This is a genomic window from Holdemania sp. 1001095H_141210_F2 (assembly GCF_015558105.1).
Lineage (GTDB): Bacteria > Bacillota_I > Bacilli_A > Erysipelotrichales > Erysipelotrichaceae > Holdemania.
Genome location: NZ_JADNPO010000004.1, coordinates 135,159 through 150,714 on the forward strand (window position 1 = coordinate 135,159; position 15,556 = coordinate 150,714).

The window sequence follows — 15,556 nt, forward strand, 5'->3', positions numbered from 1 at the left end:
TAGCGAAAATGAAAGCGCTTTTCCATAAAGTTCTGCACTTCACAAGATAACTCTGTTCTTTTTCCTATCCAACCGATTACAGCCAGAACAGCAAGCGTCCTAATTGGAATAAAAGCAGACTGACCACATACGGCAGCGCCAGCATGATCGCGATGGATTTCAGCATCAGCTTCGTTCCATATTCCTGCCGCAGGGCGTTGAGCGTCATGATGCAGGGAATCGAAAACAGACAATAGACAAGGAAGCAATAGGCCCGCAGCTTGCCTAACGGATCTGGAAAGAGCGCGCCCAGTTCGCTGATCAAACCGGCATCCTGCCCTTCCTGGCTGAAATCCGCTAGGTGCACGACACTGTTTTTCACCGCTTCGCCCAGACCTGAAATCAGGTTCCGGGATTCCTCGGCAAAATCCGGCGGCGTTTCCGTTGTTTCGCTTAACACCGAAGCCAGAAAACCGACGACTGTTTCCTTGGCCGCGATGGATCCAGGCAGGCTGGCAACCAATGGCCATTGCGTGCCGAAACCCAGCGGTTCGTAAATCACGGACGCCGCCTTGCCAAACTGCGCGGCGTAGGACGTGGCGATCTCCCCGGTCGGAAAATAGGTCAGTCCCCACAGCACTGTCATTGCCAGCATCACGACAGTCAGCGCTTTACGGGTGTAATTTTTGACTTCCTGGCGGACCTTGTTGAACACCACCGGCAGCGATGGGCGGCGATATACCGGCAGCTCCAGCACCATCCACGGCTGTTTGCGATGCTCCGGCAGCGACAGCACCAGCGATAACACCAACGCGCTGACCAGGCTTAATCCATACAGCGTAAACACGACCAACCCACCCTGTCCGGGAAAAAACGCCGCCGAAAACAACAGATAAATCGGCAAGCGCGCGCCGCAGCTGATTAATGGAACGACCAGCGCTGTCCGCCGGCGGCTGCTTTCCTCTTCAATCACGCGCGTCGCCATCACGGCCGGAACATTGCATCCCAAGCCTAACAACAAGGAAACAAACGCTTTGCCGCTGCAGCCAAACGGCCGCATCAGCCGGTCCATTAAAAACGCGATCCGGGCCATATAGCCGCTTTCTTCCAGCAAGCCGAGGAAGAAATACAAAAATGCCATTAACGGTAAAAAGCTGAGCACACTGCCGATCCCTGCCAACAACCCATCGCAGACCAACGATTGCACCCAGGCCGGCATTGAGGCCAATAAGAGCCGGCAGCCGTGCTGCATCCAGAGAGTTAATTGATTCAGCCAAGCCACATACGGCGCGCTGCCATTATAGATAAGCATCAGCATCCCAAAGCTCATCGCCAGAAGCAGCGGCAGTCCCCAGATCCGGTGCAGCAGCACCGCGTCGATCCGCTTGGTTTTTAACAGCCGCCGCTGTGGATCCTGACGAACATGGCTCATCAAGCTGTCGACCGCTCGGTACAGCGCCTCATGCATCGCTTGCGGCTGGCGGTCACAGAGCTTTTGATAGGCTTGTTTCTTCAACGCCAGCGGCGAGGCAAAGGGTTCTGCCAGCTGCAGCGCGTTGACTTCATCGACCCACGCCTGTTCCAACGGTTTTGGCAGCAGCGGCCGGTAGCCGTCAAAGGGCTGATACAGCATCGCCAGAACGGTGTCCTTCACCTGGCGGCCGGCTTGCTTGTCAAACGCGCTGGCGCAAAGAATCGGACAGGCCAAACGACGGCTCAGCTTTGCCGCGTCAATCTCAATTCCATTTTTCAGCACCTCGTCGTAAAAGTTAAAAATCAGAATCATCGGAATCTGCAGCATCCTTAATTTCAGCGTCAGCCGCAGCGCCCGCTGTAAATGCGTCGCGTCCAGGACGTTGATCAGACAGTCGATTGGCTGGGATTCCAGAAAGTCCTGGGTGATTTGTTCCTCGTTGTTGGTTTTCTGTAAATCATAAATACCCGGCAGATCGATCAGGGTGATCGCTTCCTTATCCCATTCAACCTGTGCCTGCTTGCGCTCCACCGTAACGCCCGGCCAGTTGCCAACTTCAAACCCAGCATCCGACAGCGCGTTGATCCAGGCAGTTTTCCCGGCGTTGGGATTGCCGACAAAGGCTACGGTCTTCATTCGGTTTTCTTCAAAGCGACATGGATCCGCGCGGCATCCGGCCGGCGCAGCGCGATCAGGCTGCCCCCGACGCTGTATTCCGCCGGATCCTGCAGCGGCGCACTGCGGACAAATTCAATGTCCTCGCCCACCCGCAAACCCAGAGCTTCCAGCCGGTCCGCCAGCGCCGGCGGCAGGTCAATGCGCGTGATGACTGCGCTGAGGCCGGATGGCAATTGTGTTAGTTTCATCGCTGACTCTCCTTTCCTTACAGACTATGCTTATAAAAAGTCCTTCCTTCCGCGCAAATTTCGACATCCTCACTCTGGTATAACAGGCAGATTGTGGTATAATCAGAAAGGTTAATTTCAAAGAATAGGAGAGAAGCGTTATGAGATTAAGTCAAAGTTTCTTTACGACTCTGCGTGAGAACGTAAAGGATGAAGATTCCGTCAGCGGTAATCTGCTGGTTCGCGCGGGCATGATCAAAAAAAGCTCGGCAGGAGTCTATATGTACCTTCCCCTTGGGTATAAAGTGCTGAAAAAAATTGAAAACATCGTCCGTGAAGAAATGGATCAGGCGGGAAGCCAGGAATTGTTGATGCCGGCGTTGATCCCGGAAGAAGTTTACGTCGCATCCGGCCGGCGGGATAACTTCGGTTCCAGCATGTTCTCGCTGAAGGACCGGTTTAACAAGAGCTATGTACTCGGTCCGACACACGAGGAACTGTTCGCCGTTGCGGCGGGCATGAAAATCCGCTCATACAAGGACATGCCGTTCAATTTATATCAGTTTCAGACGAAGTACCGGGATGAAGCGCGGCCTCGCTATGGTTTGATCCGCGTCCGCGAGTTCATCATGAAGGACGCTTATTCCTTTGACAAGGATGAAGCAGGCATGGACGTCGCCTATCAAAAGATGTTCGATGCTTACAAGCGGGCGTTTGACCGGATGCACATGGATTACAAGATCGTTCGCGCCGATACCGGCGTCATGGGCGGACTTTTGTCCGAGGAATTCCAGGCGGTCACGGAAATCGGCGAGGATGTTTTAGTTCTGTGCGACCAATGCAGCTTTGCTTCCAACCTGGAAGTTGCGCCGTGCAAAGATGAGGGCGCTGACAGCATGGAAGCGCATCTGCCGAAGGAATTGGTGGAAACACCGAATGCGCGCACGATCGAGGAAGTCACCGAGTTTTTGCATGAAGCGGCTAATCAATTTGTCAAGACATTGATTTACAACATCGACGGCAAGCCGTTTGCGGTGATGGTCCGGGGCGATCGGGAAGTCAATGAAACCAAGGTTCTCAAGCTTGTCGGCGGCTTGGAAATCGCGCTAGCAGAACCTGAGATGGTCGTCGAAGCGACCGACGCCAAAATCGGCTTCGCTGGTCCGATCGGTCTGCATTGTCCTTTAATCATGGATCTGGAAGTTTCGCATATGGCGAATTTCATCACCGGCGCCAACAAGACGGGATATCACTATATCCATGTCAATCAGGAAGATTTCAAAGCGGATTACACGGCGGATGTCCGGCAGATCATGGAAGGCGATACCTGTCCGATCTGCGGCGGCAAGATCGTCTTTAAAAAAGGCATTGAAATCGGGAATACGTTTAAATTGGGAACGAAATATGCTCAGGCGATGGATCTGGAATATCTCGATCAGGAAAACAAACTGAATCCGGTCTGGATGGGTTCGTATGGCATCGGCATCGGCCGCTGCATGGCCGCGCTGGCTGAACAGCACAGCGATGAGCATGGCTTATGCTGGCCGATCAATATCGCGCCGTATCCGGTAGCGATCGTTGTCATTGCCAAAAAGGATGAGCAGCAGATGGCTGCCGCAGAACAGCTGTATGCCCAGCTGCAGGCAGCCGGCGTCGATGTCATGCTGGACGACCGGGATGAACGGCCGGGCGTTAAGTTCAAGGATATGGATCTGATCGGTACGCCAATCCGGCTGACCGTCGGCAAGAAAATCGGCGACGGTCTTGTTGAAATGAAGCTGCGCAAGGCGGAAAAAGCGGAAGACATCAGCATTGACAACGTAGTCGCTAAGGTTTTAGAGCTCATTCATCAGGGCGAGTAAGTCAAAAGGACAATCACGGTAAAATAAAAAGTGATCTTCTGGATTCAATGTCAGAAATCACTTTTTTATTGGCATGAATAGCGTCATTCGCTTTTATTCTGGATGTTGGATCTCGCTTCCAAGCTTCATTGGCATGACTGTTAGTTTTTAGTCTAAGCTCATAATCGGCAGAACCTGGCCGACTTGATCTCCTCCGCTTTTCCAGCTTCTCCAGGCCGGCTGCGCTTCCAGGAATCAAGGAATCACAAACCTTACAAAATTGTGAGGATTTTGTCATGCCTGTCCATGGTAGATCCGCCAGGATAAGCATAGAATAAAGACAAAGGAGGAACATCGCTTATGAAATCGTTGTTGGAAGTCGTTACCGCTCTTTTCGGCAGTCTTCTGTTCTTCCGTCGGAAGACCCCTTTCCGTTTAGGTCAAGTCCCGAAACGAACGCAGCTTTAATTGATTATTCTGTGATAAACCAGAACGCTTTGATCCTCAAAATCGAAGCGTTTTTCCAATTTATAATTCAAACGGCTTAAAAGGCGCTGACAGGCCGTGTTCTCCATGGCAATATAAGCCTGCAGTACAGAAATATTCAAAGTTTGACTGGCAAAATCCGTTGCCCAGCTCAGCAATTCCTGCCCCAATCCGTAGCCCCAGGCTGGTTCATCCAGAAACAAAGTCACATCCCGCACTTCGGGCTTCTCCGTTTGCTTTAATGCCAGCACGCCCACTGGTTTCTGCGTCGATTTTCTGGTCACAAGCCAGGCATTGTTAATTCCCGCGGTCAGCTGCAGGATTAAGTCCACGGCCTCCGAACGAGATTTCAACGTCGAAAAGCGCATATAGCGGGCAACGGATTCCTTGCCGGCCATCGCCAGGACGGTATCTGCATCCTTGACAGTCAAAGGCGTGAGCTCCAGTCGTTCTGTATCCTGACTCACCAGTTTTTCAATCCGGTAAACATTGATCGTATCGACATCCGGGCAGCAGAACACCGCGCGGTTTTCCGGATTGCCGGGAATCTGTCCGCCATAGCGAAGAATATCGATGTAAGGAAACGCGACATGCGCCGCCATAGGACACAATTGTCCGCGTTCTGTGTCAAAGTCATAACTATCACCGATCTGATGTCCCCGGTGACAGCCGTTGGGTCCCTTCCGATCGATCAGCGTGATGATAATCTTAGCTCTGGAATTCATCATAGAATCCCCCGGTTTTCAGTGATGGCCTGTTCTATCCGCAGGCCCCGATATAAATCGGAATTGTACTGATTTTGGCGAATTAACGCTTCAACGGCATCCATTGCTTTTTGACACGCTTCCGGCAGCGTTTTCTTTTGCAGCAATGCCCCGGCCAAAACGGCGGAGAACACATCGCCGGTACCGGGAATCCGAACGTCAATCATTTCAAACGGGAGATCGAAGCTGACGCCTTGTTCATCACGGCCACAAACATAATGACCGCCATCTTCCGCAAAGACGACGCTGGTGATCACGGCCGAGCTGCAGCCTAACGCTGTCAATTCGTCCAGCAGCTGATCCTTCTGTTTCCGGGTAACGCTGATCCCCCAGTCAGGATGCGAGCATAACAGTGCTGCTTCCGTTAAATTAGGAACGATCACCTGGGCCGAAGCAGCTAATTCTCTGCGCAGTTCGACGGCGGAAGGATCCACACCCGGATACAGATGCCCTTCATCGCCCAGAATCGGATCGACAATTTTCAGTGCCTCCGGATGACGGACAAACAATCGTTTTAATAATTCTACCTGTTTTTCTGAAACGAGAAATCCCGTGCAGATACAATCGAAATGAAAGTTCAGCTGATCCCAGGTATTCAGTGTATTCTCCATAAAGTCCGTCGTATCCTGAATATCAAAAACACCGTAATCCAGCGTATTGGACACCAGCGCGGTCGGCAGATTATGCACGATATGTCCCTGTGCTGACAACAGCGGAATCATAACGGACAAGGCGACTTTCCCAACGCCGCACAAATCGTTAACCAGTAGAATTTCTTTTTCCATTTCCAACTCTCCCTTTAATTCACAGCGTTATTATAGCATGCCCTCAGAACAAACGTCCGCCTCAATCGCAGAGATTGAGAGAAAACTAGTCTATCCAGCGAAATATATTTAGTTTATAATGAACTTTCCTTTTCTGATTTTTCGATATCACGTTGAATGAGTGATTTAATATAATTTGTTTTATCTGCTTGCTTTTCCAAGTGATCAATAATCGCTTGATCTTTTTTCAAACTGAAACGAAACGCATACTGTTTATAGAACTTTTTCTTATATTCATTAACATAAGCCGCTTGATTAAAAGTCTTTTTTTCCATTGTTTTCTGCCTCCTTTTTGCATATAATAGAGATGGGAAGGGAATGGCTTAAAATAAGCCAATTTCCCTTAAGAATGTAAGAACTATGCCGATTAAACTGATAATTGCCGTTATTAGTTTAATGATTTCAATGATCAAACTGATTTGGTTTTGATTATTGGGCGTAGTTCTTTTTTTCTTGCCCTTGGATTTTCCCATCTCTTCACATCCTTCCTCGGGCAACTTAAGTTTAGCATAGACTAGTCTATAACTCAATAGTGATCTTAACTTATTTGAGTTTGATAAAACGAACTAAATCTAATCCATTTCACTTGGCAAAATTTCTTAGTGGCATTTATAGATGGCAACATATAACAATGACTTCATTTTAAGCTGAGTCCCAACGAATCGACTAAAAAATTTTGCGATTGTTTTCTATCTCTTTTTTGCATATAATAGAGATGGGAAAGAGAAAGGCTCAAAATAAGCCGATCTCTTTAAGAAAAGGAAGAAGCACACCGATTAAACTGATAATTGCCGTTATTAGTTTAACGATTTCAATAATCAGACTGATTTGGTCTTGATCATTGGGCGTGCTTCTTTTTCTCTTGCCCTTGGACTTCCCCATCTCTTCACATCCTTTCCTCGGGCAATTTAAGTCTAGCATAGACTAGTCTATAACTCAATAATGAAATCAACTTATTTGAGTTTTAAAAACAAGATATCCAAAGGTTAAAAAAAGCAATGATCGACGGACTCGACCGCGTTTCTTTCACTAGAAACAAGCTCTGTCCGCTCATTGCTTTTTTTACATTCTATTCGTTACTCTCTGAGTGATTGACCCTGATCTTCGATGAAAGCTGAAAGGCTAACGCACAACATCGAGCGGATGACCGTCAATATCTTCCATGACAATACCATAAATCTTCATAATTGTCGGCGCTTCGTCCACAAGCTTCGCCCCTTGAATCTGGACGCCCATCTTAATATCCGGACCGCTTAGAATAAACGGCGGCTGATCGCCTTTCGTCGGCAGATGTCCATGCGTGGCAACTGAGAATTTATAGTCGAAATTATCAACGGACTCGATCAGATCGCCCGTCAGGTTCTTGCCAAAGGAAACGGAGGTCACCGCTTCCACCACGAACTCGAAATCTCCCTTCATGTGCCACTGATTCAGGGCTTCCTCAGCCGTCCATACTTTTTCAATTTCCTGCGGATAGGTTTGTTGAATTTCTTTCAGTATCGCCGCCGCTTCATTCCGATCCATCGCCGGGCCTAAATGAATATGCGCAGAGAAAGCGCAGGATTGAGCGTACATCCGCCAGTCTGTAATCTTCCCCTGTTCATCGATATCGATCAATCCCCGATCATAAAACAACTTGTTCAGATTGAACAAATGGGATACATTGATCTGACCATGATCGCCCAGGATGACGATGTTGGTCTTGTCCAATAAATTCTGACGGTTGAGCGCAGCGATCAGCGTGCCGATCTTATCATCCACAAACCTCAGTGCTTCATTGACTTTTTCACCTTTTACGCCGTTTTGATGTCGTTGATGATCAACATAGGAGAAATGGATAAACATCAGATCCGGCTGGAACGTTTCGATAATTTCCGCGCCGCAATGTTCGGCATAGTTATCAAACTCCGGCGTCAGCATCCATTTTAAACGACTTTTGTTGCGTTCAAAAATTTCTGCGACTGCCGGACTGTTAGCCTGAGTGCAGATGTCTGTCGGGTCGTCGTTGATCGTCGGCGCCCAGATTTCCGCAATGTTGTAATCGGCGGCGGAACCGGCCATGACCGGCCAGGTCACTGTAGCGGTGCTCAGTCCTGCCGCTTTCGCGTAATCCAGCATCGTCTTGACCCGGATATCCTTGTACCACCAGTTCCACTGCGGCTTCGGCACATTGACCTGCAGCCGCTCATTATGAACGATGCCGTGCTTATTCGGATAACAGCCCGTCATGATCGAAACATGACACGGATAGGTCAGCGTCGGATAGATGCACTCGATATCGCGCACCTGCGCCGCGCCTTTTACAAGGGGGCCTAAATTCGGCAGCGTTTCCAACAGCGGGATATCATCGCTGATCAACGCGTCGATCGAAATGACAAGTGTCTTTTTATTCATGATGTCCCTCCTGATTCTCTGCCATCAGCGCCCGCAGCTGTTGCTTCCAGGTGTTTTCCTCCACCTGCACTTCAGGGATTACCTGACTGGCTTCATCCAGGAAATGCAGATAGCCTCGTCCCATCGCACGGCCTTTTTCCGTGTGCATGTCATATACGAAGTCCGGCAGCTCAATCCCCTTCGGATTGCTTTCCAGCTTCCGCTTGATCAGACTTTTCAGATTACAGGAATCACGGTTTTTATCGCACAGACAAAGATAACGAACCGCATGCACCGTGAACATCCAACGATCGGATTCGCCATAGTCGAAATCCTTGCGGAAATGATCGAGACTGTCGATCACCGGCGCCGCCTGCGGCTGGCCCATGCCGATATCCTCTACGCAGATCGCTTTTAAGCGTTTCCAGACAAAGTCTTCCAACGCTTCACTGCTCATGCAGCATTCCATCGCCACCGTCGCGGCCCGTTCCGTTTCTGCGCGGCGGATCAGCTTCTGCAGGGCGGAGATCAATTCCTCAGCCTGATATCCGTGTTTTGTTTTCAAACCTTTTAAATCCATGGCGTTGCGCCTCCTTTCATAAAAAGAAAGGGAAGCGAAGTCAAACCGGCACTCCCCTTCCCTGTCGTTGGTTATTTCAGGCTGTTCAGGCAAGCTTCGATGGCCGCTGCCGGATCTTTGAAATTGACCAGCACTTCGTCCATCATCGTCTTCACCGCTTCATAAACTGCGCTGGATGTGTAGTCGTCCGTCGAGAACGCCGGCAGGAAGAAGTAAGCGTCGGACTGAGCCGGACCGGAGATCTTCGTGTCGTTGGTGCCCGCTTCCACGAATGCTTTGTATTCTGCATCGTCAACCACGCTCTGGCGGATCGGCAGATACCCCGTGTTCAGCGTCATCGGCAGGTTGGATTCCTTGCTTGACATGAATTTGATGAATTCATAAGCCGCATAGCTCTGTTCCGCATTGCCGGATTGGTTCAGCGCCGCTAAAACGTAACCGTTGGAAATGACCTGCTTGTTGGCAGCGTCAGCCTGCGGAATTGCGGCGGAAGCCCAGACAACCTGTTCCGGATCCGCGATCTTGCTGGAAATGTACTGGCTTTCCACGGTTCTGCCGATATACATCGGAACGATTCCGTTGGCAAACGGACCGGAGAAGAACATGTCTTCGCCCGCTAACCGAAAATTGCCGTTCTGGATATTTTCCTGCATGTAGGTCAGCGCCTTGATGGCTGCCTCGCTGTTGAATAACAGTTCGCCCTTGACGTTGGTGTAATCGCCGCCGAACTGCTTGGTCAGCGTGATGAACATATCCGCCGGATAGTCGGTGCCAAATGCCGGCTTGCCTGTGATCGCCTGAATCTTCGCAGAAGTTTCAGCCAGCTCCTCCCAGGTTGTCGGCACGGTTAATCCGTTGGTTTCAAAGAATTTCTGATTGTAGTACAGCACTTCCGTATACATTGTAAACGGCAGCGAATACGTTCCTTCGACGGAATAGTTGGCGCCGAATGTTCTGAACGATTCATAGATATCGTCGTAGTCCGTCATGCCGACCGCCGCATCGTTGATATACGGCGTCAGATCGACCACCGCTTCGGAGGCGAGCAGATCTTCCACATAGGTCTGCTGGGACAGAACCACCGCCGGAGCGTTCTTTGCCTTGACCGCGCCGACAACCTTGTTGTTGACTTCCGCACTGGAGCCCTGGTTGATCGCGGTGACGGTGATGCCTTTTTCCTTACCGATCGTGCTGTTGAATTCCTCAACCCGCTGGTTGACGATTTCCTCTTGGATGTTGGTACAGTTATGCCAGAATTCAATGCTGATCGGGCTGGTGATCTCTGTGACTAAAGCGGCCTTGTCCGAGCCGCCGTTCTCCGGTTCCGTCGTCTTGCCGCCGTTGGACGAGCAAGCGCCTAAGCCGAGAACCATCATCAGAGAAAGAATGCAAATTAAGCCTTTTTTCATGTTTTCTTTCCTCTCTTTATTTTATATATCAAAGGGCCTGCCCAAGGCTACCCTTTAATACCACCGCGGGCGACGCCGTTGATGATCTGCTTTCTGAAGATCAGATAGAAGACGACCATCGGCAGAATGACGACACAGGCGCCGGCCATCTGCAGATTCACGAAGGATGAAGCGTCGTTGTTGAAGTACATCAAGCCGGTCGTCAGCACCCGCTTGTCCGGACTGTTGGTGACCATTAACGGCCACAGGAAGGAATTCCAGGTCGTGATGAAGTGCAGGATCGAGATCGTTGCGATCGCATTCTTGCTCATGGGGACCATGACCTTCCACAGATAACGCCAGTCGCTGCAGCCGTCGATCTTCGCGGCTTTATATAAGATTGGCGGTACCTGCATAAAATATTCGCGCAGCATATAGATGTAAAACCCGCTGGCCAGGGTTGGAATAATAATGCCCTGGTAGGTATCCAGCCAGCCCAGATGGGAGACGGTGACATAGTTCTGGATGATCAAGAGCTCCGTCGGCACCATCATCGTCGACAGAAACAGCCAGAACCAGAATTTCTTCCCCTTGAATTCCAGAACGGAAAAGGCGAAGGACGCCAGTACCGTGACCACAACCGCCAGCAGCGTGGAGATCGTCGCGATGATGCAGGTGTTGATGAAATACTGCCCGAAAGGAGCGGTATCGAAAACCGTTTTGAAGTTTACCGCCATCCATTCCTTCGGGAACCAGATCGGCGGAATCCGGATCGATTCATCCAGGGTTTTGAACGCCGTCAGAATCATCCAGAGAAATGGGAACAGCATCGTCAGCGCGCCGGCGATCAGGAAGGCATATTTGAGCAGTGTGCCCAGTTGACCTGGCAGCTTGTTTTTCTTTTTCATCATGCTCTCCCCTTCCTAGTTATAATGGATGAACCGCTTGGACACCTGGTTCTGGATCATCGTCACGACCGTAATGATGATGAACAGAATGATCGCGGCCGCCGAGGCATAATGAACCTGATTGCGGTTATAGAACATATCATAAATGTAATAAACAACGGTGATCGCGCTGTTGGCCGGACCGGCCTGACCGGAGAACAGCGAGAAGATTTCATTATACAGCTTGAAGGCGTAGATCACCGATACCATGATGACCATCCAGAGCGTCGGCGACAACAGCGGCAGCGTGACGTGAAAGAACGTCCGCAGCTTGCTCGCTCCATCGATCCGGGCCGCTTGATAGTATTGCTCGTCAATTTTCTGCAGACCTGCCAGAAACAGCACGATCTTAAATGCCAGGCCACTCCAGATATAGAAGATCGTAACGGCCCAGATCGCCAGCTTCGGATCCGACAGCCACTTCATTGCCGGAATCCCGAACAGGCTCAGAAAATAATTGATATAGCCGTATTCCGAATGGAACAGCCAGCGGAACACAATGCCGATCGCGATGATCGAGGTGACATACGGAAGAAAATACACCGTTTGGAAAACGCCTTTGAATTTGACTTTGGAGTTGATCAGGACGGCGATCACCAGCGCGATGATCAGCGAAATCGGCAGGCCGACCCCAAAGATGATCAGCGTATTCTTGAGCGCCAGCTGGAAGGAAGGATCGCCGAGAACATGCTCGAACGCCTTCAGGCCAAACCCCTTGCCGACTTCCGTCAGATAGTTGTACTTTGTATAAAACCCCATCCGGAACACTTTCACCAGCGGATAGAGTACGAAAACCAGCATGACTAAAATCGCCGGAGCGAGATAGAGATAGGCTTTATAGCTCTCGTAGAATTTCTTCCACGCGGAGCGCTTTTTTACCGCAGGAGCCTTACTCATACTTAAATTCCTTATTCAGCCGCCGACCGGTTTCCTTGTCAAACAGATAGATGCGCTTACCCTTAATAGCCAGGGAGATCGGCGCGCCGGCTTTGACTAAATGCACGCTGTCAATCAAAGCATGAACCGGAGTGGCATTGAGCGTAAAGGTGATCAGCTGGTCGCGACCGCGGATTTCCACAGATTCTACCACGACCGTCAGTTCCTCTCCCAGCGTAAACGATTCCGGACGGATGCCCGCCAGCATTGTTCCGCTGATGTCTTCCTGTACCGGATACTGCGCTTCGTTCAAGCGGATCATCCCCTGCTCAGCCTGAACCTCCACGAAATTCATCGGCGGATTGCCTAAGAAGCCGGCGACAAACTGATTAGCTGGTTCCAGATACATCCGCTGCGGGAAGCATTGCTGCTGGATAACACCTTTTTTCATCAACACGATTTCATCAGTGATGCTCATCGCTTCTTCCTGATCATGGGTCACGAAAATCGTCGTGACGCCGGTTTCTTTCTGAATGCGGCGGATTTCTTCGCGCATTTCCAAACGCAGACGGGCATCGAGATTGGACAGCGGTTCGTCCAACAACAGAACCTTCGGCTGCTTGACCAACGCCCGGGCGATTGCCACCCGCTGCTGCTGGCCGCCGGAAAGCTGCGACGGTTTACGCTTCAGCAGATCGTCGACCTTGACCAGCTTAGCCATCTCCATACACCGCGCCAGCGCTTCCTCTTTTTTTACTTTTGCGTTGACTAACGGGAACATGATATTCTGCTGCACGGTCATATGCGGATACAAGGCATAGTTCTGGAATACCAAGCCGATGCCGCGCTCCTCTGCCGGCACCTCGGTCACATCTTCCCCGTCGAACAAGATCTTGCCTGAGGTGGGCTGTTCCAAACCGGAAATCATATACAGCGTCGTTGATTTGCCGCAGCCGGACGGACCTAACAACCCTGTCAGCGCGCCGTCTTTTATCGTCAGATTGACGTGATCGACCGCCACGGTCTGACCAAAATCCTTAACCAGATCCACTAATTGGACTTGCATGTTTCCCCTCCTGAAATATTTTAATTGAATTGTTTACATCATGAACATTATAAAGCATTTCACAGCCTTCGTAAATAAAACTAAAATGCTTTCTTTGTTAAAATTGTGATAATTGCGTAAAAAAAATCCTGGCTCGCATAAGAAGCAAACCAGGATAAGTGTGTTACTTTAAATTGTTGAGAACCGCTTCCACAATCGCGTCGCTGTCCATTTTGTATTTGTGCAGAAGTTCCGCTGGCTTGCCGCTTTCGCCATACACGTCGCGCTGCCCGACACGGACAAGCTTGCGCGGACATTGCTCGCTCAGCACTTCCGCCACCGCGCTGCCTAACCCACCGATGATGCTGTGTTCCTCGCAGGTGACAATCAGCTTGGCATCTTGCGCGTATTTCACGATCGTTTCCGCATCGATCGGCTTGATCGTATGGATATTGATCAATGTCGGCGTAATTCCTTTTTCATTCAGACTGTCGCAGGCTTTCATCGCTTCCTGAACTTCCAGGCCGGTAGCCAGAATGACGACGTCCTTGCCTTCTTTTAAGACATCTGCCTTCCCGATTTCGAAGTGATAGTTCTCGTCATGGATGACTTCTACAGCGCTGCGGCCTAACCGGACAAAGCATGGCCCGTTGATTGCCGCAACGGCTTTCACCGCGGCTTCCGCTTCCACTGCATCGCAAGGGCAGATTACTTTCATCCCCGGAATACCACGCATCAGCGCGATATCTTCAAAGGTTTGATGAGATGCACCGTCTTCACCGACTGAAATTCCGGCGTGCGAAGCGCAGATCTTCACGTTTAACTGCGGGTAGCCGATGCTGTTGCGGATCTGTTCATACGCACGGCCGACCGCAAACATCGCAAAGCTGCTGGCAAATACTGTGTTGCCGCAGGAAGCTAATCCCGCAGCCACGGCCATCATGTTGCCTTCTGCGATGCCCATGTTGCAATGGCGATCCGGCGCCACTTTCTTCGCCATGCCTGATTTTGTGGAACCGCTGAGATCCGCGTCCAGCACGACAATATTTTCATTTTCACTGACCAGTTCAGCCAGCGCTTTTCCATAAGCTTCCCGGGTTGCAATCTTAGCCATTGATCTGTGCCTCCAATTCCTGAATCGCAGCTTCCGCCTCTTCCGGCTTCGGCGCTACGCCATGCCAGTTCGCTTTGTTTTCCATGAAGGAAACGCCCTTGCCCTTCACCGTGTGTGCCAGAATCAGCGTCGGTTGACCCTTGCATTCTCTGGCCGCCGCATAGGCGTTTTCAAGCTGATCGTAATCGTGTCCGTCAACCTCGATCACATTCCAGCCAAACGCTCTGAATTTTGTATCAAAAGGAGTTGGATTCATGACGTCGGTAATCTTACCGTCAATTTGCAGTCCGTTAAAGTCCAAAATCGCGACGAGGTTGTCCAGTTTGTAATGGGCGGCCGCCATCGCCGCTTCCCAGATCTGACCTTCTTCGCTTTCTCCATCTCCGACTAACGCATAAACGCGGAAGTCCTGATGATGGATTTTATACGACAGCGCCATGCCCACCGCGCAGGATAAGCCCTGTCCTAACGAACCGGTCGACATGTCGACACCTTTAATGCTGATGTTCGGATGTCCCTGAATGTGAGAATTGATTTTCCGGAACGTCATTAACTCTTCCTGTGAAATAAACCCTTTTTCTTTTAATACGGAATAGAGCACCGGCGAAGCGTGTCCTTTGGACAGTACAAATTTGTCGCGGCAGACGTCGTCAACATTCTCTTCTGTGATGTTCATTTCGTTAAAGTACAGGGAAACTAAAATTTCCACTGCCGACAACGATCCGCCCGGATGGCCTGACTGTGCTGCACAGGTCATGCGGATAATATTTTTGCGCACTTCGGCAGCAATCTTCTTCATTTCAGTTTGATTCATTTCCTTCACTCCTTTTAGCCTTCCCTATTCTATCATTATTGGTACAGAATGTAAAAAAGAAAACGGGTAAATTTCACAAAATAAAAAAATCTCAACTAAAAAGTTAAGTTTCACTTCAGGGCAGGGCAAGTAGAAATCACTCTTACACAAAGTTCTAGTTGACGTTACTCTTTCACTATTTGCTTGACACGAAAGGAGCTGAATTC

General features: G+C 50.2%; 15 protein-coding genes. 1 reads left to right on the forward strand and 14 read right to left on the reverse strand.

Annotation, left to right across the window (positions count from 1 at the left end; all coding sequences use genetic code 11):
• Nucleotides 1–76 precede the first annotated feature (76 nt).
• Both feoB and I2G61_RS04230 read right to left on the reverse strand, forming a co-directional pair.
• Nucleotides 77–2,089, reverse strand: a complete 2,013-nt coding sequence (feoB, locus tag I2G61_RS04225) for a ferrous iron transport protein B (RefSeq protein WP_195547967.1) — start codon at nucleotides 2,087–2,089, stop codon at nucleotides 77–79.
• Nucleotides 2,086–2,319 (reverse strand): FeoA family protein, encoded by a 234-nt coding sequence (locus I2G61_RS04230; RefSeq protein ID WP_072684416.1) that lies wholly within the window; start codon nucleotides 2,317–2,319, stop codon nucleotides 2,086–2,088. Before I2G61_RS04230 ends, feoB begins: the two co-directional genes overlap by 4 nt.
• A 140-nt stretch (nucleotides 2,320–2,459) precedes the next feature.
• Between I2G61_RS04230 and I2G61_RS04235 the strand changes: the two genes are divergently transcribed.
• A complete protein-coding gene (locus I2G61_RS04235; RefSeq protein ID WP_195396619.1) occupies nucleotides 2,460–4,160 on the forward strand; it encodes a proline--tRNA ligase in 1,701 nt (566 codons plus the stop codon).
• Nucleotides 4,161–4,603: 443 nt separating this feature from the next.
• On the opposite strand, the gene I2G61_RS04240 is transcribed toward I2G61_RS04235, so the two are convergent.
• The 12 genes from I2G61_RS04240 to I2G61_RS04295 all read right to left on the reverse strand — a co-directional run bounded on the left by I2G61_RS04240 (nucleotide 4,604) and on the right by I2G61_RS04295 (nucleotide 15,350).
• Nucleotides 4,604–5,353 carry a TIGR04076 family protein gene (locus I2G61_RS04240; RefSeq protein WP_195396618.1) on the reverse strand — a complete coding sequence of 250 codons (750 nt, stop codon included), beginning with the start codon at nucleotides 5,351–5,353 and terminating at the stop codon, nucleotides 4,604–4,606.
• Nucleotides 5,350–6,174 carry a PfkB family carbohydrate kinase gene (locus tag I2G61_RS04245; RefSeq protein ID WP_195396617.1) on the reverse strand — a complete coding sequence of 275 codons (825 nt, stop codon included), beginning with the start codon at nucleotides 6,172–6,174 and terminating at the stop codon, nucleotides 5,350–5,352. Before I2G61_RS04245 ends, I2G61_RS04240 begins: the two co-directional genes overlap by 4 nt.
• Nucleotides 6,175–6,287: 113 nt before the next feature.
• On the reverse strand, nucleotides 6,288–6,488 hold the full coding sequence (locus tag I2G61_RS04250; protein ID WP_006059257.1) for a hypothetical protein: 201 nt from the start codon (nucleotides 6,486–6,488) through the stop codon (nucleotides 6,288–6,290).
• Nucleotides 6,489–6,945: 457 nt separating this feature from the next.
• A complete protein-coding gene (locus I2G61_RS04255; protein WP_156788879.1) occupies nucleotides 6,946–7,095 on the reverse strand; it encodes a hypothetical protein in 150 nt (49 codons plus the stop codon).
• Nucleotides 7,096–7,335: 240 nt separating this feature from the next.
• Entirely contained in the window at nucleotides 7,336–8,607 is a 1,272-nt protein-coding gene (locus I2G61_RS04260; protein ID WP_195396616.1) for an alkaline phosphatase family protein, read from the reverse strand.
• Nucleotides 8,600–9,166: a hypothetical protein gene (locus I2G61_RS04265; RefSeq protein ID WP_195547968.1), complete on the reverse strand. Its 567-nt coding sequence runs from the start codon at nucleotides 9,164–9,166 to the stop codon at nucleotides 8,600–8,602. Before I2G61_RS04265 ends, I2G61_RS04260 begins: the two co-directional genes overlap by 8 nt.
• A gap of 71 nt (nucleotides 9,167–9,237) precedes the next feature.
• Nucleotides 9,238–10,575, reverse strand: a complete 1,338-nt coding sequence (locus I2G61_RS04270; RefSeq protein ID WP_006059252.1) for an extracellular solute-binding protein — start codon at nucleotides 10,573–10,575, stop codon at nucleotides 9,238–9,240.
• Nucleotides 10,576–10,622: 47 nt separating this feature from the next.
• Nucleotides 10,623–11,465, reverse strand: a complete 843-nt coding sequence (locus tag I2G61_RS04275; protein WP_229056840.1) for a carbohydrate ABC transporter permease — start codon at nucleotides 11,463–11,465, stop codon at nucleotides 10,623–10,625.
• A gap of 12 nt (nucleotides 11,466–11,477) precedes the next feature.
• Nucleotides 11,478–12,398 carry a carbohydrate ABC transporter permease gene (locus I2G61_RS04280; protein ID WP_072684408.1) on the reverse strand — a complete coding sequence of 307 codons (921 nt, stop codon included), beginning with the start codon at nucleotides 12,396–12,398 and terminating at the stop codon, nucleotides 11,478–11,480.
• Nucleotides 12,391–13,443, reverse strand: a complete 1,053-nt coding sequence (locus I2G61_RS04285; protein WP_195396614.1) for an ABC transporter ATP-binding protein — start codon at nucleotides 13,441–13,443, stop codon at nucleotides 12,391–12,393. Before I2G61_RS04285 ends, I2G61_RS04280 begins: the two co-directional genes overlap by 8 nt.
• Nucleotides 13,444–13,606: 163 nt before the next feature.
• A complete protein-coding gene (locus tag I2G61_RS04290) occupies nucleotides 13,607–14,536 on the reverse strand; it encodes a transketolase family protein (protein ID WP_195396613.1) in 930 nt (309 codons plus the stop codon).
• Nucleotides 14,529–15,350: a transketolase gene (locus I2G61_RS04295; protein ID WP_195396612.1), complete on the reverse strand. Its 822-nt coding sequence runs from the start codon at nucleotides 15,348–15,350 to the stop codon at nucleotides 14,529–14,531. The genes I2G61_RS04290 and I2G61_RS04295 overlap by 8 nt, the downstream gene beginning before the upstream one ends.
• Nucleotides 15,351–15,556: the final 206 nt, after the last annotated feature.

Excerpts from the sequence above, each read along its gene's own strand:
- I2G61_RS04280 (WP_072684408.1), bottom strand. The coding sequence starts at position 12,398 with ATGAGTAAGGCTCCTGCGGTAAAAAAGCGCTCCGCGTGGAAGAAATTC.
- I2G61_RS04240 (WP_195396618.1), bottom strand. The coding sequence starts at position 5,353 with ATGATGAATTCCAGAGCTAAGATTATCATCACGCTGATCGATCGGAAG.
- I2G61_RS04270 (WP_006059252.1), bottom strand. The coding sequence starts at position 10,575 with ATGAAAAAAGGCTTAATTTGCATTCTTTCTCTGATGATGGTTCTCGGC.
- I2G61_RS04290 (WP_195396613.1), bottom strand. The coding sequence starts at position 14,536 with ATGGCTAAGATTGCAACCCGGGAAGCTTATGGAAAAGCGCTGGCTGAA.
- feoB (WP_195547967.1), bottom strand. The coding sequence starts at position 2,089 with ATGAAGACCGTAGCCTTTGTCGGCAATCCCAACGCCGGGAAAACTGCC.
- I2G61_RS04255 (WP_156788879.1), bottom strand. The coding sequence starts at position 7,095 with ATGGGGAAGTCCAAGGGCAAGAGAAAAAGAAGCACGCCCAATGATCAA.
- I2G61_RS04275 (WP_229056840.1), bottom strand. The coding sequence starts at position 11,465 with ATGATGAAAAAGAAAAACAAGCTGCCAGGTCAACTGGGCACACTGCTC.
- I2G61_RS04285 (WP_195396614.1), bottom strand. The coding sequence starts at position 13,443 with ATGCAAGTCCAATTAGTGGATCTGGTTAAGGATTTTGGTCAGACCGTG.
- I2G61_RS04260 (WP_195396616.1), bottom strand. The coding sequence starts at position 8,607 with ATGAATAAAAAGACACTTGTCATTTCGATCGACGCGTTGATCAGCGAT.
- I2G61_RS04265 (WP_195547968.1), bottom strand. The coding sequence starts at position 9,166 with ATGGATTTAAAAGGTTTGAAAACAAAACACGGATATCAGGCTGAGGAA.
- I2G61_RS04235 (WP_195396619.1), top strand. The coding sequence starts at position 2,460 with ATGAGATTAAGTCAAAGTTTCTTTACGACTCTGCGTGAGAACGTAAAG.
- I2G61_RS04245 (WP_195396617.1), bottom strand. The coding sequence starts at position 6,174 with ATGGAAAAAGAAATTCTACTGGTTAACGATTTGTGCGGCGTTGGGAAA.
- I2G61_RS04230 (WP_072684416.1), bottom strand. The coding sequence starts at position 2,319 with ATGAAACTAACACAATTGCCATCCGGCCTCAGCGCAGTCATCACGCGC.
- I2G61_RS04295 (WP_195396612.1), bottom strand. The coding sequence starts at position 15,350 with ATGAATCAAACTGAAATGAAGAAGATTGCTGCCGAAGTGCGCAAAAAT.
- I2G61_RS04250 (WP_006059257.1), bottom strand. The coding sequence starts at position 6,488 with ATGGAAAAAAAGACTTTTAATCAAGCGGCTTATGTTAATGAATATAAG.